26 protein-coding genes and 1 pseudogene are annotated in these 23,416 nt (G+C 40.3%); 24 read left to right on the top strand and 3 right to left on the bottom strand.

Going from position 1 to position 23,416, the window contains the following annotated elements; genetic code table 11:
* Nucleotides 1-273 precede the first annotated feature (273 nt).
* From ACZSMY_RS11835 to ACZSMY_RS11810, 6 genes and pseudogenes are all read left to right on the top strand, one after another.
* Nucleotides 274-642: pseudogene (locus tag ACZSMY_RS11835) on the top strand (helix-turn-helix domain-containing protein); the annotation flags it as partial.
* A 265-nt stretch (nucleotides 643-907) separates the two neighbouring features.
* Nucleotides 908-1,645: a Cof-type HAD-IIB family hydrolase gene (locus ACZSMY_RS11830; RefSeq protein WP_052484911.1), complete on the top strand. Its 738-nt coding sequence runs from the start codon at nucleotides 908-910 to the stop codon at nucleotides 1,643-1,645.
* 318 nt (nucleotides 1,646-1,963) lie between these two features.
* The gene (locus ACZSMY_RS11825; protein ID WP_040978795.1) at nucleotides 1,964-2,146 is read left to right on the top strand and encodes a cold-shock protein; all 183 of its coding nucleotides are present in this window, start codon (nucleotides 1,964-1,966) and stop codon (nucleotides 2,144-2,146) included.
* A gap of 303 nt (nucleotides 2,147-2,449) precedes the next feature.
* Nucleotides 2,450-3,970 carry an acetaldehyde dehydrogenase ExaC gene (exaC, locus tag ACZSMY_RS11820; protein ID WP_042530156.1) on the top strand — a complete coding sequence of 507 codons (1,521 nt, stop codon included), beginning with the start codon at nucleotides 2,450-2,452 and terminating at the stop codon, nucleotides 3,968-3,970.
* Between the two features lie 113 nt (nucleotides 3,971-4,083).
* The gene (locus ACZSMY_RS11815; protein ID WP_193064271.1) at nucleotides 4,084-4,449 is read left to right on the top strand and encodes a DUF779 domain-containing protein; all 366 of its coding nucleotides are present in this window, start codon (nucleotides 4,084-4,086) and stop codon (nucleotides 4,447-4,449) included.
* Nucleotides 4,450-4,576: 127 nt separating this feature from the next.
* A complete protein-coding gene (locus tag ACZSMY_RS11810; protein WP_193064272.1) occupies nucleotides 4,577-5,029 on the top strand; it encodes an IDEAL domain-containing protein in 453 nt (150 codons plus the stop codon).
* 123 nt (nucleotides 5,030-5,152) lie between these two features.
* Here ACZSMY_RS11810 and ACZSMY_RS11805 read toward each other — a convergent pair whose 3' ends face one another.
* Complete coding sequence (locus ACZSMY_RS11805; protein WP_465147808.1) at nucleotides 5,153-7,147, bottom strand: penicillin-binding transpeptidase domain-containing protein; 1,995 nt, start codon at nucleotides 7,145-7,147, stop codon at nucleotides 5,153-5,155.
* A 245-nt stretch (nucleotides 7,148-7,392) separates the two neighbouring features.
* A complete protein-coding gene (locus ACZSMY_RS11800; RefSeq protein ID WP_445376001.1) occupies nucleotides 7,393-8,352 on the bottom strand; it encodes an LCP family glycopolymer transferase in 960 nt (319 codons plus the stop codon).
* A 411-nt stretch (nucleotides 8,353-8,763) separates the two neighbouring features.
* Here ACZSMY_RS11800 and ACZSMY_RS11795 point away from each other — a divergent pair, with 411 nt between their 5' ends.
* A complete protein-coding gene (locus tag ACZSMY_RS11795) occupies nucleotides 8,764-8,916 on the top strand; it encodes a hypothetical protein (RefSeq protein ID WP_175297007.1) in 153 nt (50 codons plus the stop codon).
* A gap of 46 nt (nucleotides 8,917-8,962) precedes the next feature.
* Here ACZSMY_RS11795 and ACZSMY_RS11790 read toward each other — a convergent pair whose 3' ends face one another.
* Nucleotides 8,963-9,613, bottom strand: a complete 651-nt coding sequence (locus tag ACZSMY_RS11790; protein WP_042530165.1) for a YigZ family protein — start codon at nucleotides 9,611-9,613, stop codon at nucleotides 8,963-8,965.
* Between the two features lie 224 nt (nucleotides 9,614-9,837).
* Between ACZSMY_RS11790 and ACZSMY_RS11785 the strand changes: the two genes are divergently transcribed.
* The 17 genes from ACZSMY_RS11785 (at nucleotide 9,838) to fliT (ending at nucleotide 23,284) form a co-directional block, all read left to right on the top strand.
* Nucleotides 9,838-10,977: a sensor histidine kinase gene (locus ACZSMY_RS11785; protein ID WP_042530167.1), complete on the top strand. Its 1,140-nt coding sequence runs from the start codon at nucleotides 9,838-9,840 to the stop codon at nucleotides 10,975-10,977.
* Between the two features lie 256 nt (nucleotides 10,978-11,233).
* Complete coding sequence (locus ACZSMY_RS11780) at nucleotides 11,234-11,926, top strand: response regulator (RefSeq protein ID WP_042530169.1); 693 nt, start codon at nucleotides 11,234-11,236, stop codon at nucleotides 11,924-11,926.
* A 230-nt stretch (nucleotides 11,927-12,156) separates the two neighbouring features.
* The gene (locus tag ACZSMY_RS11775; protein ID WP_042530170.1) at nucleotides 12,157-12,999 is read left to right on the top strand and encodes a DegV family protein; all 843 of its coding nucleotides are present in this window, start codon (nucleotides 12,157-12,159) and stop codon (nucleotides 12,997-12,999) included.
* A gap of 96 nt (nucleotides 13,000-13,095) precedes the next feature.
* On the top strand, nucleotides 13,096-14,505 hold the full coding sequence (locus ACZSMY_RS11770; protein WP_042530171.1) for an ATP-dependent helicase ComFA: 1,410 nt from the start codon (nucleotides 13,096-13,098) through the stop codon (nucleotides 14,503-14,505).
* Nucleotides 14,502-15,179: a ComF family protein gene (locus ACZSMY_RS11765; RefSeq protein WP_042530173.1), complete on the top strand. Its 678-nt coding sequence runs from the start codon at nucleotides 14,502-14,504 to the stop codon at nucleotides 15,177-15,179. Before ACZSMY_RS11770 ends, ACZSMY_RS11765 begins: the two co-directional genes overlap by 4 nt.
* A gap of 218 nt (nucleotides 15,180-15,397) precedes the next feature.
* The gene (locus tag ACZSMY_RS11760; protein ID WP_042530176.1) at nucleotides 15,398-15,820 is read left to right on the top strand and encodes a TIGR03826 family flagellar region protein; all 423 of its coding nucleotides are present in this window, start codon (nucleotides 15,398-15,400) and stop codon (nucleotides 15,818-15,820) included.
* Between the two features lie 74 nt (nucleotides 15,821-15,894).
* Nucleotides 15,895-16,158 carry a flagellar biosynthesis anti-sigma factor FlgM gene (gene flgM, locus ACZSMY_RS11755; protein ID WP_042530177.1) on the top strand — a complete coding sequence of 88 codons (264 nt, stop codon included), beginning with the start codon at nucleotides 15,895-15,897 and terminating at the stop codon, nucleotides 16,156-16,158.
* A gap of 27 nt (nucleotides 16,159-16,185) precedes the next feature.
* A complete protein-coding gene (locus ACZSMY_RS11750; RefSeq protein ID WP_052484912.1) occupies nucleotides 16,186-16,668 on the top strand; it encodes a flagellar protein FlgN in 483 nt (160 codons plus the stop codon).
* A gap of 18 nt (nucleotides 16,669-16,686) precedes the next feature.
* Nucleotides 16,687-18,162, top strand: coding sequence for a flagellar hook-associated protein FlgK (gene flgK, locus ACZSMY_RS11745; RefSeq protein ID WP_256704985.1), 1,476 nt, complete (start codon nucleotides 16,687-16,689; stop codon nucleotides 18,160-18,162).
* Nucleotides 18,163-18,171: 9 nt separating this feature from the next.
* The gene (gene flgL / locus ACZSMY_RS11740) at nucleotides 18,172-19,053 is read left to right on the top strand and encodes a flagellar hook-associated protein FlgL (RefSeq protein ID WP_042530181.1); all 882 of its coding nucleotides are present in this window, start codon (nucleotides 18,172-18,174) and stop codon (nucleotides 19,051-19,053) included.
* Nucleotides 19,054-19,231: 178 nt separating this feature from the next.
* Nucleotides 19,232-19,795, top strand: a complete 564-nt coding sequence (locus ACZSMY_RS11735) for a DUF6470 family protein (RefSeq protein ID WP_368901344.1) — start codon at nucleotides 19,232-19,234, stop codon at nucleotides 19,793-19,795.
* 12 nt (nucleotides 19,796-19,807) lie between these two features.
* The gene (gene fliW, locus ACZSMY_RS11730; RefSeq protein WP_042530185.1) at nucleotides 19,808-20,254 is read left to right on the top strand and encodes a flagellar assembly protein FliW; all 447 of its coding nucleotides are present in this window, start codon (nucleotides 19,808-19,810) and stop codon (nucleotides 20,252-20,254) included.
* A complete protein-coding gene (gene csrA, locus ACZSMY_RS11725; RefSeq protein WP_040978816.1) occupies nucleotides 20,254-20,478 on the top strand; it encodes a carbon storage regulator CsrA in 225 nt (74 codons plus the stop codon). Before fliW ends, csrA begins: the two co-directional genes overlap by 1 nt.
* A 127-nt stretch (nucleotides 20,479-20,605) precedes the next feature.
* On the top strand, nucleotides 20,606-20,965 hold the full coding sequence (flaG, locus tag ACZSMY_RS11720; protein ID WP_084612853.1) for a flagellar protein FlaG: 360 nt from the start codon (nucleotides 20,606-20,608) through the stop codon (nucleotides 20,963-20,965).
* Between the two features lie 12 nt (nucleotides 20,966-20,977).
* Nucleotides 20,978-22,510 (top strand): flagellar hook-associated protein 2, encoded by a 1,533-nt coding sequence (locus tag ACZSMY_RS11715; protein WP_465147807.1) that lies wholly within the window; start codon nucleotides 20,978-20,980, stop codon nucleotides 22,508-22,510.
* A gap of 19 nt (nucleotides 22,511-22,529) precedes the next feature.
* Entirely contained in the window at nucleotides 22,530-22,931 is a 402-nt protein-coding gene (gene fliS, locus ACZSMY_RS11710; protein WP_042530189.1) for a flagellar export chaperone FliS, read from the top strand.
* Nucleotides 22,931-23,284, top strand: coding sequence for a flagellar protein FliT (gene fliT / locus ACZSMY_RS11705; protein ID WP_042530191.1), 354 nt, complete (start codon nucleotides 22,931-22,933; stop codon nucleotides 23,282-23,284). Before fliS ends, fliT begins: the two co-directional genes overlap by 1 nt.
* Nucleotides 23,285-23,416 lie beyond the last annotated feature (132 nt).

Genomic DNA, 23,416 nt, shown 5'->3' with positions numbered 1-23,416 from the left:
TCTTTTTGAAAACGAGAAACAGAGTATTTCCTGGGAAATATAATAGGATAATTTGTAGAAACAGCAGTTTTTTATAAAAAAACGAGAGAAAACTCCCTCTTCAAGCGCGTAGAGGTAAGGGGGAGACGAATCTCCCATGCACAAAAGATTGCTTTTGAGTGTCTAAACTGTCCAATAAGGAATCGAACAAACGTTCCAAAAAACATCCTTTTTCTGATATAATAGACAGGAGAGGTAAGAAGCTATGAAAGTAAAAAAGCATTTTGTTTTCGTATCTATCCGAACAAAAAACAAATCACCTTCATCCATAAGACAATCGGCTGCTCCCGCTTTGTCTACAACTATTTTACAGGAAAACAAAAAGACCACTATTGGCATACGGTGAATGAAATGATACAACACGGACAGCTTCTTCAAAATAATTGGAAGAGCGAATTTTTCAATAAAAATAAGGCAATCAAAGCAGTTCGGGAATTAAAGAAAACCTATCCCTTCTTCAAAGAAGTCGATAGTATTGCCCTTCAAAAAGCGGTGGAAAACGTGAATGATTCCTATCCGCGCTATTATAAGAAACAGAATAAGGCACCTCGTTTTAAATCAAAAAAGAATTCTGTTCAATCCTATACCACGAAACATGTCAATGCCATCACCAAAGAGATAGGAACGCAAGCAGGAATCTTCGTAAAGAAGCATTGCGATTAACCGCAGGGACTGCGGGGATAGCCTAATCCATAACTGACCGGTAGGTTGGTGTTCTTAGGAATCTCCCACTTCAAGCAACTTATAAGGTGGATAAGCGGGGGTAGTTCAAAATCTAATGGATGCGCCAAGCTGCGTTTTAGTAGTAAAAGCATCCGGGTTTCCAGTATACTTAAACAAGATAACAGAGAAATGAGGTATGAATAAAATGACAAAATCGGTGAAGTTAATTGCCTTGGATATGGATGGAACATTGTTAAATCCGGCGCTTGAGGTATCAAAGCGTAATAAGGAAGCCATCCAGGAGGCATTGCGTCAAGGTATCCAAGTGGTACTAAGTACTGGACGGGGAATTGATACATGCTATCCTTATGCAGAAGAGTTAAAATTACAGACATTTATGATTACAGCTAACGGCGGCCAGGTGTGGACAATGGAAAAAGAATTGCTCCAGCAGAAACTGTTGGCTAATGAAACAGTAGAAAAACTGCAGCAATATACCGAAGAAGCAGGGGTACACAGATGGATGATTTCTACGGAAGGAGTATTTCAAGGCGATGAAACAGTAAATATACAAGATTATCAATGGCTTAAATTCGGATGTGCTTCAGAGGATCTGGATAGACTGCAGGAAGTTAAAGATAGGTTAAAGGAGCTGGAGGGTTTAGAAATAACAAACTCTTTGCCGACAAATATTGAAATTAACCCTGAAGGTGTAAGCAAAGCAAATGCATTATCCTTTCTTTGCGATCGTACCGGGATTTCCATGGAAGAAATTATGGCAGTCGGTGACAGTCTGAACGATTTGAAAATGATTCAGCAAGTAGGTGTAGGTGTTGCGATGGGCAATGCGCAAGAAAAAATAAAAGAAGCAGCTAATGCTGTAACAGACAGTAATCTGGAAGACGGTGTCGGTAAAGCAATTGAAAAATTTGCATTGAAATAATTGATGATATCCATATGTTTCATGTATGGGAATACAAAAGGAATTGGGCAGTATACAAAAAGCTGTCTAATTCTTTTTTGTATATATGAATCTTTTTATCATATATAGCTATTCAGCGCATATAATAAAAATAGAGCATTTCGCTTTTAAACAGTATATCAAAATGGAAAGTAGTACAAGCTATAAGAAGAAGCTGACACATGAATTTATGGAAATAAAGGTACAATATTTGAAAAAAGTATGAAAAGTTGTTATGCTCAAAAGTTTCACTCTTTCAAGTTTTAGCGTATACTGTATATAAGGAAGGGAGATGCTATAATGTCTTTTTCGCGTGGACCTAAGGAACCAGTGCCAGAGGTGGAAACAAACGTCTGGTCATGCACTCAAGAAGATTGTCAAGGATGGATGAGAGAATCGTTTAGTTTTGAAGCTGAGCCGAGCTGCCCTTTATGCCAATCTGAAATGGCAAAAGAAGTTCGAGTAATTCCTGAATTGAAGTAAATAGTATCTCTATAATTTACTGAGGATAGAACGAAGCGAAGATGCAGCGGGTTGATTTTGATCCGCTGCATCTTCGCGTTCGTTAAACAGGAAATAGAAAGCATATTTTCAATATGGTGGTATAGTCAAGTTCAAATACCTATAGCTGAGCAGTTTGCAAACGAAATATAAAGGATTTTCATACATAAAAAATTTAATAGTTGAAATTATTGTAAATGTAAGATAATATTTGCTATACTGTAATAACAAATTAATATATTATTCACATCAAAATGTAATCGCTTACAATAAGGAGGAGTTTAAATGAGGTATGCTAATCCGAACACAGAAGGTGCTATTGTAAACTATGAAAAGCGTTATGATAATTACATTGGGGGAAAGTATCAGCCGCCGCTAAAGGGAAACTACTTTGAGAATACAACTCCGATTACAGGTGAAGTGTTTTGTGAAATCGCCCGTTCCACAAAGGAAGACGTGGATGCGGCGATTGATGCAGCATATGAGGCGAAAGATGCGTGGGGTCAAACATCTGTCGCAGAACGGGCACTGATTTTAAATCGTATTGCTGACCGGATGGAAGAGAATTTAGAAAAGCTGGCCGTAGCAGAAAGCTGGGAGAACGGGAAAGCAGTCCGGGAGACCTTGGCAGCAGATATTCCATTGGCAATCGATCATTTCCGTTATTTTGCAGGGACGATTCGCGCGCAAGAGGGGACGCTGAGCCAAATTGATAATGATACGGTTGCTTACCATTTTCATGAGCCGTTAGGAGTCGTCGGTCAAATTATTCCATGGAACTTTCCAATATTAATGGCAACCTGGAAGCTTGCCCCAGCATTGGCTGCCGGAAACTGCGTTGTATTGAAGCCTGCTGAACAGACACCGGCTTCGATTCATGTGCTGTTGGATTTAATCAAGGACTTGTTGCCAGACGGTGTGGTGAATATTGTCAACGGTTTTGGAGTAGAAGCAGGGAAGCCGCTTGCCACAAACAGCCGTATCGCGAAAATTGCATTTACAGGCGAAACCACGACTGGCCGTCTCATTATGCAATATGCGTCTGAAAATATAATTCCAGTAACCTTGGAGCTGGGAGGCAAATCACCGAATATATTTTTTGAAGACATATTAGATAAGGATGACAGCTTTGTAGATAAAGCAATTGAAGGAATGGTCATGTTTGCCCTGAACCAGGGGGAAGTTTGTACATGTCCGTCCCGCGCCCTTGTGCATGAATCAATCTACGACCGGTTTATGGAAAAAGCAATTGAACGTGTCAATCAAATTAAAATTGGTCACCCGCTTGATACAGAGACGATGATGGGAGCCCAAGCCTCGGAAGAACAATTTGAAAAAATTAAGTCTTATCTCGATATTGGCAAGCAGGAAGGTGCAGAAGTTCTTGTCGGTGGAGATGTTAATAAGCTTGACGGAGAACTGGCTTCCGGGTATTATGTGCAGCCGACAATTTTTAAAGGGAATAATAAGATGCGTATTTTCCAGGAGGAGATTTTCGGTCCGGTATTATCCGTAACTACATTCAAGGATAAGGAAGAGGCGCTGGAAATCGCAAATGATACACTATATGGTCTAGGTTCTGGTATCTGGACACGTGATATGAACACAGCGTATCGTTTTGGACGCGGCATTCAAGCCGGGCGCGTATGGACCAATTGTTATCATCAGTACCCTGCGCATGCCGCATTTGGAGGATATAAAAAATCAGGAATCGGCAGAGAAAATCATTTAATGATGCTGGATCATTATCAACAGACAAAGAACTTACTGGTCAGCTACAGCGAAGGCCCGGCTGGTTTATTTTAAAATAAAAAAAGGTTATAGGAACAGCAAAATGGCAGGCATAGGTTAGATACGTATGCCTGCCGAAACATACGGATTCTCTTGTCTGCAGTTACTTAAATAAGGAGGTATTTTCCATGGTAGACAGAGTGGTTGCAACGCAGGATGCGCAGAACTTGATGGAGAAGCTGAAAGACATTCATGGCCCGCTTATGTTTCATCAGTCAGGAGGCTGCTGTGACGGAAGCTCGCCCATGTGTTATCCGCTTGGAGAGCTAAAAACCGGCGAGTCGGATGTCTTATTAGGAAAACTGCCAGGCGATATCCCATTTTATATATCTAGAGATCAATTTGAGTATTGGAAGCATACGCAGCTTATTATTGATGTTGTTAATGGAAGGGGCGGGATGTTCTCGTTAGAAGGACCTGAAGGAAAAAGATTTTTAACTCGTTCGAGAGTTTTTTCAGAGGAAGAAGCAGAAGCGTTAAATGGAAGCCCATGATCATTTCAATTTTTAATAAAAACCAAGTTTTCTAAACAATTAAAAATCTCTGCTTGATTTTTTCAGCTATATCCGGTAGAATAAATTAACAGAAAATTTAGAGTGTGTCCTAAATAGGGGGGATAAGATGGTTACTGTTAAAATGTTAAAGCCTTATTATGTAAAGACAGAAGAGAAATATATCCGGATTATTTTAGCATATCAATACTTCTCCATTATCATGAATAAGAAGGTATATCAATTTATCCCTGTAAAATCTACGGAAGTTCGTATTAATCGCAAGACGAAAAAAATTGAGAATGTCGATGATGTCTTTGCTTTTCAAAAAGGGAAAGAAGTACTCACTATCTCCATGTCACAATTGATTTCGATTCCCGGCTTTTTGGAAATGCTTCACCGTATTGCAGAATCCTATTATTTACCTGAAGATTCGCAGGAGGTTTCCGAACAGCAAAAGGCTTTAGACCAGCTGATAGCAGAAATGGAGTATGAAAATGTCAGAAGGCTGATTGATAAAGCGATTGATAACGATGACAAAGAAACATTCTTAGAATTAACAAGTGCCTTAAACAATCAATAAAATGACTATATTTCTATTTCAGCTGTTTGACAGATGCTATTCTGTTAAATGGCTTTCTTTTGCTTATAAAAAAAGGGTTTGAGCAACAATACCAGTGCTCAAACCCTTTTTGCTATAGAAGCTCTACTCTTTAATATCCATTAATATTTCTGTAGCTTTCTCCACTCCGGAGCTGCGGTCATTGTTTTTGGTTCCTTCCACCATGATGGCGATCATGAGATCCTGGTCATCTGTCGGGTAGCCGACAAACCAGCTATTTTCATCTCCGCTGTCTTCTCCGGTTAATTTTAATTCGGCGGTACCTGTTTTACCTGAGATAGGAAAATCGGCTTCTTCAGCAGGTTTACCAGTTCCTTCTGTGACCACATTACGAAGGGACTCTTGGATTTGATTCGCTTGTTCTTCCGTAACTAAGCCTTCTTTCCAAAACTGCCCGGTTTCTTCATCTGTTAATAATGTCGGCTGTATCATATCTCCATTATTCAAGAAGGCGGAATAAGTAGTTGCCAGATGCAGCGCGCTCATTTCAATTTCACCTTGTCCATAGCTTGTGTGTGCCAGTAAATAATTGTCGTCTAACTCACCTGAATTAGAAATGGTAGAATCTGAAACCGGATAGGTGTATGGGAATTCTTCTCCAACTCCAAATTCATGCAGCCCTTCAACAAAAGCATCTCCGCCCATTTCAACGGCTTTCATTGCAAAGTAAATATTATCTGAACGAACCAGGGCATCATCTAAATCCACAGGTCCGTCGGAGGTCGATACACGTGTTACATTGTAATCCTCCCATTGCAATCCATCAATTTCAATGCCTTTATCGTATTCAATCGTACCGTTTTTCAGCCCGATTGCGCCAGTGACCGGTTTAATAACAGAACCAGGCGCAAACGTGGAGGAAGAACGATTCAGCATAGGCTGTAACTCATCCTCTTCCATATCTGCCCAATAATTTGGGGCAGTGCCATAAAGAATATCGTTTGGATCAAAAGACGGGCTGCTGACTAAGGCTAATGTTTCCCCCGTTTTTGGATCGATGACAGCTGCATTGCCAGGCTCCTCATCAAATCCTTGAAAAACATCATCCTGAATATTGATATCAATTGTTACTGTAATATTCTCTCCGTCTACTGCTTCTGTTTCAGCTAAAGTCACATCTTCTCCGTCATCTTTTGTTACTTGAATCGTCGCTCCTTTTTTACCGCGAAGCTCTTCTTCAAATAAACTTTCTAATCCCCGTGCTCCGATTCTGTCAGAAGAAGTGTATTCTGTCGGGTCTAGCTCTTCCAAATCCTCTGCATTTACGGAGCGGAGATAACCTACTAAGTGAGCAGTTATTTCGCCTTCTGGATAAACCCTGCCGTTTATTTCACGATAGGAAACGCCATCGATTGCATTTAACTCCTGTACGGTATCTGAATCATCTGGGAGGATGGTTTTCAGCGGAACAAATAAATCATCTTCCACCCATTCTGCTTCGATACTGGAATTAATAGAGTCGACAGACATTCCGAGTAAACGGGCTATTTCTTCGCGCTTTGCTTCATTTTCTCCCAATTCACTCGGGATAACTCCAAATTCGTATACGGTATCATTGATTGCCAGTGGCATCTGATTTTTGTCAAGGATTTCTCCTCTTTCCGGCTCGTTGGTAGAAATGCGGATTTCTCCGCCATCTGCAAGATCAGGGAAGATAAAGCCGGAATCCCAATTGATCAGCCAGCTGTCTTCTTCATCTTCCTTTTCGATTAAAGTCAGTTCTGCCTGGTAATCAAATGAAATTTCACCGGCGGTTGTGTTCATGCTAACAGTGAAGGGAATCGTTGCTATGCCGTCGTCATATGCGTTAGCGACTTCTCTTTCCTCTAATTGCTGTATATTTATTTCAATATCCGTAGCAGCAATATCATCATATAATTTTCCTAAGCGCAGAGCGGACTCTTCTTCGCTATATGTATCTTTTGTTTCCTGAGAAAAAAGATGATACAGAGATTCATAGTCTCCTTCTTCTACTGCTTCTGCATATTGATTTAACGTATTTGTCGGGTCGGTTTGTTCTTCAGAGCACCCGGCTAACAGGGCGATAAAAAGAATCATCCATAAACTTTTTTTCCACATTTTCTAACCCCCATTAAAAAATATCTCTTTACGTAAAAGTATACCACGTTCTACATTTTTTTTAGAAAAATAGATAGAATGACATGAAATTTTTAAAAGTATATTGATCCAATCAGAAAAAGGAAGAGACTGTGTGAAAAAACGTCACGCTGTATATTTACCAGGTGACGTTTTGTTTTCCAATTGGAATCAGCTGTCTGCAGTTCTGAAATCTATGAAAAAAGTTTCAGTAATGACACATTTCTTTATTTTTGTTCCATATGGTCGGTAATCGTTGAGCGGATACGGTTAAATTCATCATCAGGTACCACATAATACCAAACTCCGCCGATGGTTTGACCGTCTCCTTCTATTTCCATTGTTTCGACATTATTTCTTGTTCCGCTATAGTCTGTAAATAATGTTTGCAACCGTTTCATATCTAAATCCGTTTGGACATTATTTCCTAAGATGTCCAGGATGTTGCCTGCTTTGGTAATGCTTGAAAAGCTGGCTGCTTCATCCATTGCAGCAACGATAACATTACGTTGGCGTTCATTTCTTCCCATATCACCGCGGCTGTCTTCTTTTCTCATGCGGATATAAGAAAGAGCTTCCTCGCCATTTAAAGTGAGATTTCCTTCGCTGAAATCATGCCCGTCTTGAGAAAAAGCTGTGCTGTTTTGAACAGTAACGCCGCCTAATGCATCAATACCTTGCTGGAAACCTTCCATATTCACACGTACATAGGAGTGGATAGGCAAATCAAAGGCTTCTTCTACTGTTTCCACAGATAATTCAGTACCGCCTCCTGTTTGAGCAGCTTCACCAAATGCATACGCATGGTTGATTTTATCCATTCCCCGATCCGGGATATTTACATAGGTATCACGAGGAATACTTAACATAAGCATGGAGTCGGTTCTTGGATTTAAGGAAAGCAGTATCATCGTATCCGAACGTCCGACATCTCCATCCCGTTCATCTACTCCCAGAAGCAGAATGTTAACTGCATCTGAATCGCTATAGAGCCGGTTGATTTCATCCTGCCGTTCAGGGTCATTATCTCTTTCTAATGGACTATGCATCGATTCAACAACCTTGCCAACCTGATTCCACACAAAAAAGGCCCCGCCGCCGACGACTAAAATGAAAAACAGTATGATTCCACCAACAATAAATGGCCATTTTTTTCTTTTACGACTTCTATCATTTAATCTGGACACCAATATATTCTCCTCTATTCTTTCCTTAATTTAAACAAATTTTTACTAATTGTCAGGAAAAATAAATCTGTAATAGATTATATCGAAAATTAGATAAATCGTCTATGTTTAAAACAAATTTTGTGCGTACTATTTCTCCTGAGGGTAGGACTTTTGATTCGCTGTGAGATTTGAATTAGCTGTAAAGAGGAGTTTTGACGGGGGGGTTACGCCTTTGAATAGATGAAATCGCTGTCATTTATGAATCTATCAAAAGAGTTAAAAAATTTATCGAAATTAGTAGACAACGCTTCTATTTTTATATAGAATTACGTTTAGTAAGAAAATTCATCTTAGAGTGCAATATTACATATTTGCATGTAGAGTATAGGTTAACGACTTTTAGAAAAAATATTTAAAGGCGGTAGATGAATGGGCAGAGAGCAAGAACAGTATCAGAAGATATTGAAACGGGTTATTCATGATACGGAAAATCAAAAAGTAAATTCAATGGATGAAATCATTCAATTACTTATTAAGGAATTATCATTAAATACGACCACAAACATAAAAAGAAGTTATTAAATAAAAACTCTGTCGGATTATCGAGCAATCTGACAGAGTTTTTTTATTATGAAGGCGTATCCTCTACATCGATGTCGACATATTTCTGGCCGAGCAGTTCGAATGCTGCTTGCGCATTTGTCATTTCCGTTATCCAATCTTGGAAAGTATCGGTTTCTTCCGTTTTGACATAAATAATAAATGCGACATTCTCAAGATAATGAATGTCCTCCAAAAGATATTTGGACTGCTGACGAATTTCGTTTTCCAGCTTGCCGAGCAGTGTATATTCGACAGTGACGGAAACACCTTGCATCAGTTCTCTGCGGACGATTCCGGTCGTTTGGATGCCTTGTGTGGTTGCTGAGCCATAAGCACGGATAAGCCCGCCGGCTCCCAGTTTGATTCCTCCAAAATATCTTGTCACGACCACAGCAGTATCCTTTAATCCTTTTTTCTTCAATACTTCTAACATTGGGACACCAGCTGTTCCGCTTGGTTCACCGTCATCATTCGCTTTTTGGATATAATCGGTTTCCCCGATAATATATGCGGAGCAATTATGTGTCGCATCCCGGTGTTCCTTTTTAATAGATTGAATAAATTCCTGTGCTTCCTCTTCTGATTCCACCCTTTTAACATTTGCGATAAAACGTGACTTTTGAATGGTTATTTCGTCTGTACCCTGTTTATTTACGGTATAATAAGTTGATAGCATTTTATTTTCACCTCATTATTTTAAGTATTACATAACATCCCTAAGGCATTGTAACCAGCTGTGTCTTTTGGGAATGCCGTTTAAGTCCGCTTGAGCAGCTGTTATCTTCGCTTCATATTTAATTTAACAGATATATACCGGATTTTGGTGAAATTAATTTTTAAATAACCTTATAAAACCAAGGAAAGCTACGAATAATTATAACATAGGTTGGTGAGTTTCTTATGACAATAAGATTAAGCAGTCAAGCGATAGATAACATTGTAGAGAATGTAATGCAGATGGTAAACCAGAGTAAGGATGAAGTATTTGAAATGACCGAGGAAGGCAGAAAAGAGTATGAATACCTTTCTGGGGAATTAGAATCAACGAAAAAGAAAGTAAAGGAATATATCAAAAACGGTGATCAGTTAGAGAACGAAGTCAAAAATCACCGTAAGAAGCTTGCTGCAGTCAGCAGAGACTTTATGAAATACTCTGAGGAAGAAGTGCGGAAGGTTTATGAAAAAACACATGATCTGCAAACAAAATTAGTCATTATGCGCGAAGAGGAAAAACTGTTAAGGAAGCGGCGTGATGAGATAGAGCTCAGATTGACAAATCTTACACATATATTGCAACGCGGAGAAGAGCTTACCGCTAAAATGACGGTTATTTTTAATTTTATGATGGATGACATGAAACAGGTCAATGAGATGATTGAAGATGCCAGAGAAAAACAGGAATTTGGTTTGAAAATCATTGAAGCACAAGAAGAGGAAAGGAAGAAGCTTTCCCGGGAAATCCACGATGGACCGGCTCAAATGCTGGCTAATGTCTTGTTACGGTCCGATATTTTGGACTATGTCATAAAAAAAGGGTCGCCAGAAGAAGTGAGCAAAGAAATTAAATCGCTGCGAAAAAATGTTCGTGCTTCTTTACAGGAGGTGCGGAGAATTATCTATGACCTGCGTCCAATGGCCTTGGATGATTTGGGACTTATCCCGACAATCCGGAAATATGTTGACAGATTGACCGAATATCATAATATTCATGTAGATTTTATTGTATTTGGGAAAGAAAAAAGATTAGATTCCAAATATGAGGTTGCTTTGTTCCGGCTAATGCAGGAGGCTGCGCAGAATGTGATAAAGCATAGTGAAGCAACAACAATCAAAGTGAAATTAGAAATTTTAAAAGATAGATTGATTCTGATTGTAGCCGATAACGGGAAAGGGTTTAATCCGGAAGAAAAAAGTGATAATTCCTTTGGATTAATCGGGATGAAAGAACGCGTGGAGATGCTTGACGGCAAGCTGGAAATCGTGACAGGGGAAGGAAAAGGAACAACGGTTACAATTAATGTTCCATATTCGTTAACTTAAGTATATAATGAAAAAGAGATATTGTAGAAAAAAAGAGCTTTTTGCAGAAAAGTAGAAAGTATCTGGATTTTTTCATAGGGGTGTCATCATTCATAAATAAATAAGCTGTTAAAAATAGTTTGAGCTGAAATGAGACAATAATGATGAAATATACTACAATAGACTTATTTAATCTAGAGAAAACTATCTATCTATTAATGATGAAGACAACATGACAGTTCAATTAGTATCATTTAGTAGAAAAGGAGATATATATATGGACGCACAAAAAGAAGTAAATATCGTATTAATTGATGACCACAAATTATTTCGCGAAGGTGTCAAACGAATTTTAGAATTCGAACCGGCATTTAAGGTAGTTGCAGAAGCGGATGACGGAACGGATGCAGCTAATCTTGTAAGAGATAATAATCCGGATGTTGTGTTAATGGATATCAATATGCCTAAAATTAACGGGGTACAGGCAACTGCTGACTTACTGAGACAATTTCCGCATACAAAAATAATCATTCTGTCTATCCATGATGATGAAAATTATGTGACACATGCTTTGAAAACGGGGGCGCAAGGCTATCTGCTAAAAGAGATGGATGCAGAAGCACTTGTTGAAGCAATTAAAGTAGTTAGCGAGGGCGGTTCTTATTTACATCCGCGCATTACACATAATTTAGTAAAAGAGTATCGACGTCTGGCACGGGAAAATACTTCCAGTCTGGCAAACAGACATGTAGAGCACCGCAAGCCGCTTCATTTATTGACAAGACGTGAATGTCAGGTGCTGCAGCTGCTGGCAGAGGGGAAAAGCAACCGTGCTGTAGCAGAGTCGCTTTATATCAGTGAAAAAACAGTAAAAAACCATGTAAGTAATATTCTTCAAAAAATGAATGTGAATGATCGTACGCAGGCTGTTGTGTGTGCTATACGAAAAGGCTGGGTAGAGGTTATTTAATTATAATAAACAAAAAAGCGTCCTGATTGAGTCTGTCAGGGCGCTTTTTTCCCTCTGGGCAAGCAGAATCTCTCATTTCTTCATAATGGTGAGGAGAGACGTTCATCTTGCCGGAAAGCATTCGATTTTTACAGCCGTTTCGTGTAGAATAATGTCAAGTAAGCCGTTTTCTATGAGGATATACAGAAACAAGACAGTATAGTAACAGAAAAGAAAAGGGGTAATTGCCTATGAAAGTTGCTGTTATGACAGATAGTACAGCATATATTACGCCGGAAGAACGGGAGAAATATAATATTCATATGGTTCCGTTAAGTGTCAATTTCCCGGATGGATCCTATCGTGAAGAATTAGATATTACCACGGAGGAGTTTTACCGGAAGCTTGCTGACGCCAAAGAATTGCCAAGTACCTCACAGCCGTCTGTCGGCGAGATGACGAAAAAATTAGAAGCATTAGCAGAAGACTATGACGCTGTTATTTCGGTTCATTTATCGAGCGGAATAAGCGGAACCTATCAGACCATGGTAAGTACAGGTGACATGGTGGAAGGAATCGATGTGTATGCCTACGATTCGGAAATCAGCTGTATGCTGCAGGGCTTTTATGTGCTTGAAGCTGCGGCAATGGCTCAAAATGGAGCATCTGCAGAGGCTATTTTAGCGAGATTGGATGAAATAAAAAAATCAGCCCGCGCTTATTTTATGGTGGATGATTTAACGAACCTCCAAAAAGGCGGAAGATTATCGAATGCCCAAGCGATATTAGGAAGTCTGTTACAAATCAAGCCGATTCTTCATTTTGAGGATAAGCTGATTGTTCCTTTTGAAAAAATCCGCACGAAGAAAAAAGCGATATCCCGCATCCTTGCCATGCTGGAAGAAGAGGTTGACGGAGGCAAGGAACTGCGCGTAGTGTTTATTCATGGAAATGACCGTTCTTATGCCGAGAAGCTCGAAGCGGATTTTAAAGAAAAACATTCGGAAATCGAAACATCTATCAGTTATTTTGGACCTGTTATTGGTACGCATCTCGGACAAGGCGCTGTTGGCGTCGCTTGGTATAAAAAATAGAATAAAACTTCATTCAGCAGCAGAAAAGCGCACTGAATGAAGTTTTCTGCTAAATAGATGCTTTTCCCCACAATTTACGGAGGTGTTATATTACGTATGGACAAACAGATTCCCCTAACCCCTGCACTCCTCGCTCAGGCTTTATCCGGAAAACGATTATTAGAAGATGAAGTCCCCATACCTCAAGCCTGTTTTCAAGTACTCCGATCTACGAAGCAGCTCATTCCAATTCCTGCAATTGAAAATAATAAAGGAGCAGCAAAATGTACTCGCTGCGGCAATACAGCCATGCATTATTTTTCCGAATACTCTTGTGGAATTTGCCAGAAAACCCATTTATATTGCCGGAACTGTATCCAAATGGGAAGGATCAGCGAATGCAAGCCGTTGTATAGTTGGAATGGCGCAGAGGCACGGTGGCCGGTGCATGCCAATCCGTTAACCTGGGAAGGACAGTTAACGCCAGCTCAAAGCAGGGCTGCGGCGCACCTGGAGCAAGCCGTTAACGAAATAATTCCATCCTATCTATGCTGGGCTGTCTGCGGTGCCGGCAAAACAGAAATGCTGTTCCCGGCAATTACTGCGGCATTGAAGCGCGGGGATCGTGTTGCTCTGGCTTCTCCACGCGTCGATGTTATCCGGGAATTACTCCCCAGAATGAGACAGGCTTTTCAAAACATCACCATAGAAGCTCTTTATGGCGGCAGTGAGCAACGTACTGGCAGGTCCCAATTGATTTTAGCCACTACGCATCAACTGCTGCGCTATTATCAGGCATTTGATGTATTAATCATTGATGAGGTAGATGCTTTTCCCTATTATTTAGATAGAAGCCTGATGTATGCTGCCAAGCAAGCTGTTAAGAAGCAGGCTACGACATTATACCTCACAGCCACCCCTCGTAAAAACTTCAGGCTGCAAATGAAGCTTGGAAAACTCCCGCATGTTTTTGTGCCTTTGCGTTACCATGGACATCTTTTACCTGTCCCAAAATTTAAATTTTCCTTTTACCTTACCAGTCAGCTGACAAATAAAAAGCTTCCCCATGTCTTATTAAAATGGCTTACGCAGAGAAAAAATCCGAAGCGGCAGCTGCTGTTATTCGTGCCGGAAATCGTCATGGCAAAGGAATTAAAGGAAGTCATTTCCACTTCCCTGCTTGAAACCAATACGATAGCAGCCGCAGAAGAATTAGAAATCGTTTTTGCGGCGGATCAGAATCGAGAAGAAAAAATCAACCAGTTCCGGGAAAAGAAATTACACGCCTTGATTACAACAACAATCCTGGAAAGGGGAGTGACCTTTCCCTCTGTGGATGTAGTTGTGCTGGGTGCCGGCCATGAAGTATTTAATGAAGCTGCACTGGTGCAAATTGCTGGACGTGCCGGAAGAAGTGCGGATGACCCATCGGGAGAGGTTATCTTTTTCCATGATGGGAAAACATATGCCATGGAAAAAGCCAGGCAGATGATTTTAGATATGAATGCAAGGGGGAGAAAGCGTTGAATATTTGTTTATACTGCTATGCCCTCTTAGAAAAGCCCCTGACATGGTCGAATTGGCTGACGATAGAAGCGAATTCGGTTCTTTGTGAAACATGTGCCGCAAAACTCAAAATAATTTCTGGAAAGCGGTGTGAGGTATGCAGCCGGGCGTGGAACGGCGCCATTTGTTCTGATTGTCAGCAGTGGAGGCAATTAGGAGAAAATATAGAAGGGAATTATTCTATTTACTATTATAATGAAACGATGCGTGACCTGATTACCCAATGGAAATTCCGGGGAGATTATGTATTAAGAGAGGTTTTTCGGAAGGACCTGCAGCGTGCTTTTGAAAAACAATTTGCTTCGATTACGCCATCCATAGCGGCCGTGCCTATTCCATTAAGTAAAAATCGAATGCAGGAGCGGGGGTTTAATCAATCATTAGCTCTGGCAGAAATGCTGGATATTCCAGTAAAGCATGCGTTGGGAAGAAACAGCGGGGAAAAGCAGGCAAAGAAAAATCGGAAGTCGCGTTTAAAAAGAGGGAATCCTTTTTTTATCACAGAGGCCCTCCAGCAGCCAGCTTTGATTGTGGATGATATTTATACAACTGGTACAACTGTCCGGCAGGCAGCACAGCAGCTGAAGCTTCACGGCTGCCCGGCAGTGTATTCCTTAACAGTAGCACGAAGTTAGAAGGGCAGGCCTGCACAGGATGAATAATAGAACTGCTCCCAAAACTGCGAAACGATTTGTTATAATAAATGTAACGAACGTAAAATAAATCGAATTTACTATTAACAATAGCGGCAATAGTGACGATGATATAAGTAGGCAAAAGTATTTCGTGAAAATAAAATATGAAATGATAAATTCCTTCCTGGCAATATGCAGAGCAGAGAGGAGAAACGGCAATGGGAGAACTGGCAAACTGCGAACGATGTAATCGTGTGTTTGTGAAGCAATTTAGAGAAATATGCAACGAATGCTATAAAAAAGAAGAAGAAGATTTTAGAATGGTATATAACTTTTTAAGAAAACGGGAAAACCGGATGGCTACAATTGGGCAGATTGTAGAGGCGATAGATGTAGATGAAAGTATTCTTCATAAATTTATCCGGGAAAAAAGGCTCCAGCCTTCTCACTTCCCTAATTTGTCCTATCCTTGTGAAAGGTGCCAGCGGCCTATTACAGAAGGGACTTTATGTGATGCTTGCCAGACAGAGCTGAAGGAAGAACTGGAGCGGCATGATGCAGTGGAATCCATTCAGGAAAAAGCGCTGAAAGAAGAAAGTGAAACAACGTATTATGCAAAAGGAGAATGGAAGAAAGATTAACATACCAGAATCGGACAAAGAAAGAGTAATGCAGTATCCAAAGAAATCACGCATTACTGGAAGGGGTGCAGAAATTGAAAATACATGGACCAAATCCAACCAACTTTAATCCATATAAACAGGCATTTAAGGATAAACAGGCAGTCGAGTCTGAAGCATATAAGAAGGACAGTATTGAGATATCGCCGGAAGCGAAAAAGCTGCAGAAGCAGGAGCAGCCCAATGAAACGCGGGCAGCATATGTCAATGAGATAAAACAAAAAATCGAGAGCAATCAATATGAAATAAATTATGAGAAGGTTGCTCAGAAAATGCATGATTTTTGGACTGGTAAGTAAGGGAATACCGTCAAAGGAGGAAACGGTGTGGGCATACAGCTGATTCACGCAATGAATGATTTAACCGCAACACACAAAGATTTACTGGGATTATCCAAGCGAAAGACAGAAGCTTTGACGAATAATAAGCTGGATGAATTTCAGGCATTGCTTTTAGAAGAGCAGAAGCTTATCCGTCAACTGGAGAAACAGGAACAACAAAGACAGGAAGCCGCAGAAGCATGGAATCAAGAACAGCCTGATGCCGCAGCATCACTGACCATTACAGAAATCTTGGACAGGCTGGATGGAGAAGAGCAGAAAATGGCAGCAGATGCAGCGGCTGCACTAACGGATACAATGACAGAGCTAAAAAGACAAGAGCAATTAAATAAAGCATTACTGGAAGAATCGATGAAGTTTGTTCAGCTTTCGATGGAATTAGTTAATCCTTCCATCAACTCAATGAATTACGGAACTGCATCCTCTGATAAGATGTCCAACCGTTCTTTATTTGATTCGAAAGCGTAGAAAAGGAGAGAAGAAGGCATGAGCACGTTCCGAGGATTAGAAATGGCACGTCAGGCACTGAGTACACAGCAAAGTGCTTTATATACAACCGGGCATAATATTTCCAATGCCAATACACCTGGATACTCCAGACAGCGCGTTAATATGCAGGCGATGAATCCTTACCCGACGCCGGGGATGAACAGTCCGCATCTGCCTGGCCAGATGGGGACCGGAGTAGAAGCCGGGTCTGTACAGCGTATCCGCAATCAATTTTTAGATACACAATTTCGATCGGAGAATGCTTCTGTAGGCTATTGGTCTCAACGGACAGAGGCACTTTCAAGAATGGAAAATTTATTGAATGAACCGAGCGATTCAGGCATCGAAGCAGCAATGAGTGATTTCTGGAGTGCGTTGCAGACTGCATCTACCACCCCGGGCGAAAATGGGGGACGTGCAGTCATCCTGAGCAGAGGGGAAGCGCTGGCTGATACGTTCAATCATCTGTCGTCTTCGATGAATACGATTCGTACGGATTTACAAACGGAGACAGAGAATACAATTGATCAGGCAAATAGTATGATTGAAAACCTGAAAGATATCAATTCCCAAATTAAAAAGCTCGAAACGCATGGGTATACTGCCAATGATTTATATGATCGACGCGATAATATTTTGGATGAGCTTTCAGAAATTGTGAATATTGATGTGACATACAATAAAGACCATATTCCGGGCGGGAAGCAGGGGGATGGTGTCGCCATTGTGAATATCATTGTTGCAGACGGTGAGCCGGTGAATATCGTAAATGGCGTGACAGGAGAAACCCGGCAGATCGATGACCCGGTTTATACAGAAATTAATGGAATGAAAGTTTTTGAAAGCATTAATGTAGGCGATGTGGATATTACATCCTCCAGAGGCACTATCCAAAGCTATGTACATGCTTCCGGATATGCGGAGGGCGAAGGGGATAACGCGGTAGCAAAAGGCGATTTCCCGGAAATGCTTGAAAAGCTGGATAATCTGGCATATGCAATTGTGACCAGCATCAATGAACTGCATCAAGAAGGGGATTCCGGGCTGCCATTTTTTGAAGAATTAACTGATGCACGGGGGGCTGCCGGGAAAATGGCAGTTGCTTTAAAAGACCGTTCCGAAGTTAATGTGTCAAGAGAAGGAAATTCAGGAGACCTGGCAAGAGATTTGTCGAATGTTTTTACAAGTGCTAATGAGGATTTAGATGGTGTCTCTGTGAACGGTTATCTGGAATCCATTATCGGTGAAGTCGGCGTGGATGCTAACCATGCCATCACCATGCTGGATAATACAGCGACATTACAGCACCAGGTCAATAACCAGCGTCAATCGATCAGTGCAGTTTCTCTGGATGAAGAAATGACGAACATGATTAAATTCCAGCATGCATACAATGCAGCTGCCCGCGGAATGACAGCGATGGATGAATTAATAGATACAATTATCAACCGAATGGGATTAGTAGGAAGGTAGGTTAGAAAAATGCGTGTCACTCAAAGTATGCTTTCCAATAACTTATTACGTAATTTATCACATAACAGTACGCAAATGAATAAATATATGGATCAGCTGTACACGGGGAAAAAGATATCCAAGCCTTCTGATGATCCGATGATTGCGATGAAGGGCGTTTCTTACCGTTCCGAATTAGCACGAATCGAACAGTTTGAACGGAATACCTCTGAAGTGAACAGCTGGCTGGATAATACAGATGCTGCCATTGACCAGACCAATCATGCGATGCAGCGGTTAAAAGAGCTGGCAGTAAAGGCAAGCAATGGGACAAACAGCAGTGATGAATACCAGAGTATTGTAGAAGAAGCAAAGCAATTAAAAGAGCATTTAGTAGATATAGCGAATACGAGTGTGAATGGAAAATATATTTTTAACGGTACAAATTCGGATGTACAACCAGTAACAATAGGCGAAGATGGAGAACTGACGGTTGATTTTGCAGATGATGATGTGGTTATCGAAGTTTCAAGCGGGATTACCGTAAAAGCAAATACAGATGGATCTACCGTTTTTGGCGAGAATGGAGATTTATTTGCAACGGTAGATAGCTTTATTTCACGCCTTGTAGACGGAGAAGGTATCGAAGAAAGCATTGGCGAATTAGAAGCGTCGATTGGCGGCGTTCTTGATTCACGTGCAGAAATCGGTGCCCGTATGAATCGGGTAGAGCTTGTCGAAAACCGCTTAGCCGATCAAAAAATCGTCACGACAAAAACGTTATCTGATAATGAAGACGTCGATTTTGCAGAGGCAATTACGAACCTGATTACACAAGAGAGTCTACATCGGGCAGCACTTTCAGCAGGTTCTCGTATTATCCAGCCTTCTCTGGTTGACTTTTTACGATAAGGACAAGTTCACGTGAAAGTTTGTTACGTATAAAACACCCTGCCCACTACGTTGTTTGGAGCAGGGTGTTTTTAGCAAATAGGACAGTTTTTTTATAAGACGGATGTGAGCATGTTATTCACTCAAAGGCTTAGCCAAGCCAATGTTTTCTAAATCATGCGATGGAGAGGGAAAAGAGATGGAGATTCCACAAATTAGAATGCATTCACAGCCGGCAAAAATACAAATTCAAACAGAGCCGGCACAATTACATATGTCACAACCGTCTGGTGATTTAATCATCAGACAGCCCAAAGCAGAAATCTCCATGCGTACGAAACAAGGAAAGCTAAACATCGATCAGAGCCAGGCATGGGAGGACATGAATTTATTAAGTGCGAAAAAAAGCATCGCCAAAAATGCGCAGGCCGGGGAACAGGCGGCTGCTCAAGGGACTGCCAGAAGAGCACGGCAGGGCAATGCATTAATGCGCATTGAAAATAGTGCAGATACCATCAAGGCACAGGCGATGGAAAACGCATTTTCAGAGCAAAAAAGATTGGGGATTACATTTATACCTTCTACCTTTGCTGTAAAAACTTCCTATGAACCGGCAGATTTAGATATTCAGGTGCAAACACATCAGCCGGTGATTGAAGGAAGAGCAAATAAACCAATCATGCAATATACACCTGGAAGCATAGAATCCTCCCTCGCCCAGCGTCCGGAGTTAACAATTGAAGTAATCAATACAAAAATATAAGGAGTGTGCACCATGAAGATGACATCAGCGTACTTAGGTGAAATCGAAGTCGATGAGTCAAAAATAATTACATTTCCATCCGGAATACCCGGATTTTCAGAGTCCAAACAATTTGTATTACTGGAATTTCCAGATAACCAGATGTTTCATATTTTACAATCGGCAGATAATGCGCAATTAGCTTTTATCATTACCGACCCCTATTATCTGTATCAGGATTATGTGTTTGAACTGGAACCCTCTACTATTGACCTGTTAAAAATAAAAGATCGCAATGATGTAGCTATCTATACGATTGTCACTGTAAATAAACCTTTTACGGACAGCACCATTAACCTGAAAGCGCCAATTGTGATTCACGTTAAAGAAAACTTGGCAAAACAGGTCGTCCTTCAAACGGATGCGTATTCATCCAGAACGCCAATCAACCGGCCTTCCCATGAAAAGGAGGAAAAATAATGCTTGTACTTTCCAGAAAAAGAAATGAAGCTATCCAAATCGGTGACGATATTGAAGTAGAAGTAATTGCGATTGAAGGGGATCAGGTCAAGCTGGGTATTCGTGCGCCAAAGTCAGTAGATATCTACCGGCAGGAGATTTATGTAGATATCAAAAACCAAAATAATCAAGCGGCACAGATTGATCAAAACCTCTTTGATTTCTTAAAAGGAGAAAAACTATAACTTTTACGTCCTTCTTTTATTATCGTACAGATAAACCTGACAATCATGCTAGAAAACTTGTATTTAACCCTTTACATTTCATAAAAGAAGCCGATATAAAAGATAAACAGTAAGGAGTTGTGACCTGATGGTTGTAAATAAAACTGGAGTGCAGGACACTTCATTTATTCCTCATCCCATTAAGGCTGTTACATCCCCCGCTGCTTTACCATCTGAAGCAAAAGAAATAGAAGCAACCAAGACAGAAGCGAGCAGAGCAGTGAGCAAAGAACAAGTAGAGCAGGTTATTGAAAAAATGAATGGCTTTTTAGAGCCGGTCAGAAGAAATGTAAAGTTTGAAATGCACGATAAATTGGAAAAGTATTATGTTACTGTTGTAGACGCAGATAAAGACGAGGTTATACGAGAAATTCCTCCCAAAAAGTTATTAGATATGTATGCAGAAATGGCCGACTTCATGGGCCTGTTAATCAATAAAAAGATATAGAGGTGAGTGAATATGCGAATTGGCGGATTGGCAAGTGGAATTGATACAGAATCCATGATTAAAGATTTAATGAACGCAGAAAGAATCCCGCTTGATAAAATGCATCAGGACCGGACAAAGCTGGAATGGAAACGTGATGCTTTCCGGGACGTTAATAAATTATTAGGCAACTTTGATCAGAATATGATTTTGAATATGAAATTGAGTGAAACTTTTAATAAAAAAATTATTTCCTCGACACAGGAGGATGCGGTTCGTGCTACGGGGAATGCTGGTGCGAATAGTGGTACGTATCGGATTAATGTGGAGCAGTTAGCGACCTCTGCGATTAATGTTGGAGCTAAAGAAGTTCAATTTGATACTGAAAAGACTTTAAGTGAGCAAGGAATTACTGGTTCTATCACATTTAAAACATATGGAAAAGATAGTTCTTACGGAGATAACGGGGTTAAAGAACATAAATATGAGATTCGGGATGGAGACAAACTTTCCGATGTTGTCAAGAGAATTAATGATGATGTAGATAGTCCAGTTCGGATGACTTATGATGAGAATTCAAATAAAGTTATTATAGAAGCTACAAGAACCGGGGTTTATAATCCGAATGGAAAAGAAATAGAATTTGATGATAGTGAAGGAAGTTTTTTCTCACAATTAGGACTAAGTCAAGATCCGGTAGAAGTGGAAGATGGAGTAATGAGAGGTGGAGAACAAGGCGCCCAAAACGCAAAATTCACATACAACGGTGCCTATGAAGTAGAAACTCAGGATAACCACTACCAGCTAAATGGCGTCACCTTCCAATTCTTAAATAAAACAGAAGGCGAAGCAACATTAAACGTAACCAATGATATTGACCATACCGTTGAAAAAATCACCGAGTTTGTGGAAGCTTATAATGAAATTGTTGAGAAAATAAATGAATCGCAGCGGGAACAAGTTTTCCGTGATTTTCCTCCGTTAACAGATGAGCAAAAATTAGATATGTCCGAGCGTGAAATTGAACTTTGGGAAGAAAAAGCAAAAAGCGGAATGCTGCGGGGAGAATCATTCTTATCTAGTGGATTAACTAATATGCGCCAAAGCTGGTATGGAACAGTTAAAAATGACGGAGCATTCACTTCATTAACAGAGATTGGAATTGAAACGTCATCTGATTATATGGATGGCGGGAAGCTTGTTATTAATGAAGCTGATTTGCGGGATGCACTTGCTGCCGATCCGGAAAGTGTACAAAGGCTCTTCTCGAACAGTTCAGAAGGAGAAGGCAGAGGATTAATCAATCGTCTGGAAGATGCTGTGGAAGATACAATCGGTCAAATTAATCAGCGTGCTGGCACGGCAACAAGTGTATCCTTAGATGGGTATGCACTAGGGAAGCGCATGGAAGAAATCAACAGCCGAATTGAGAATTTCGAGCGTCGTTTGGAAAAAGTTGAATCGCGTTATTGGAGACAATTTTCAGAGATGGAGCGTGCTATTTCCATGATGAATCAGCAATCCGATATGCTGATGTCGAATTTTGCTCCTGGACTGGCACAATAAGAAAGAAGGGTGATGCAATTTGAGTAGTAATAAAGCATATCAAACCTATCAAAATAACGCCGTTAATACAGCATCAGGCGGAGAGCTGACGCTGATGCTCTATAATGGCTGTATTAAATTTATTAAACAAGCAAGGAAAGAGATGGATAATGACCATTTTGCTGCTAAAAATACCAACATCCAAAAAGCGCAAAAAATCATTAATGAACTCATGGTGACATTGGATATGAATATGGAAATCTCTCATCAGATGATGCCGTTATATGACTATATGCATAATCTATTAACAGAAGCGAATATAAAAAATGATACCGAAAAGTTAGAAGAGGCGCTCAGCTATGCAGAGGAATTTCGCGATGTTTGGAAACAGGTCATTCTAAAGGATCGTCAGCAGAAATACAGTCAGGGTGCTTCCATCTGATGAACCGGATCATACCTATCTACCAATTAACAGAGAGCATGCAGCAGCTATTATCCCAGGATATTGATTCACATAATCGGGAAGAGGTTATCAATACCTTTCAAAAAATGATGGAAGAGAGAGGAGAGCTGCTTGATGCAATAGCTCCTCCATACACAAAGGATGAAGACAAGCTGGGAAAAGCAATCGTCCACATGAACCAAGATATTGAGCAAAAGATAAAATTTATATTCTTTGCTTTAAAAAATGAAATGAAGCAGGTACAGCAGCAAAAGAAATCAACATCAAGCTATTCCAATCCATATAAAAATATGCAAAGCATGGACGGCATGTTTTTAGATCAGAAAAAATAAAGGTTTGTTACCTTTCAAAAAGAGATAATCAGCAATGGCCAAGCTGGTTATCTTTTTTTAGAAGAGAGGATGCTTTACTTTCTGTCTTAGATGTGGAGAAGAAAAAGAATAGAAGGATATGATTCTAGTAAA

Source organism: Oceanobacillus sp. B139/18, from assembly GCF_055524595.1.
This window is presented reverse-complemented; position numbering and strand designations above follow the sequence as displayed.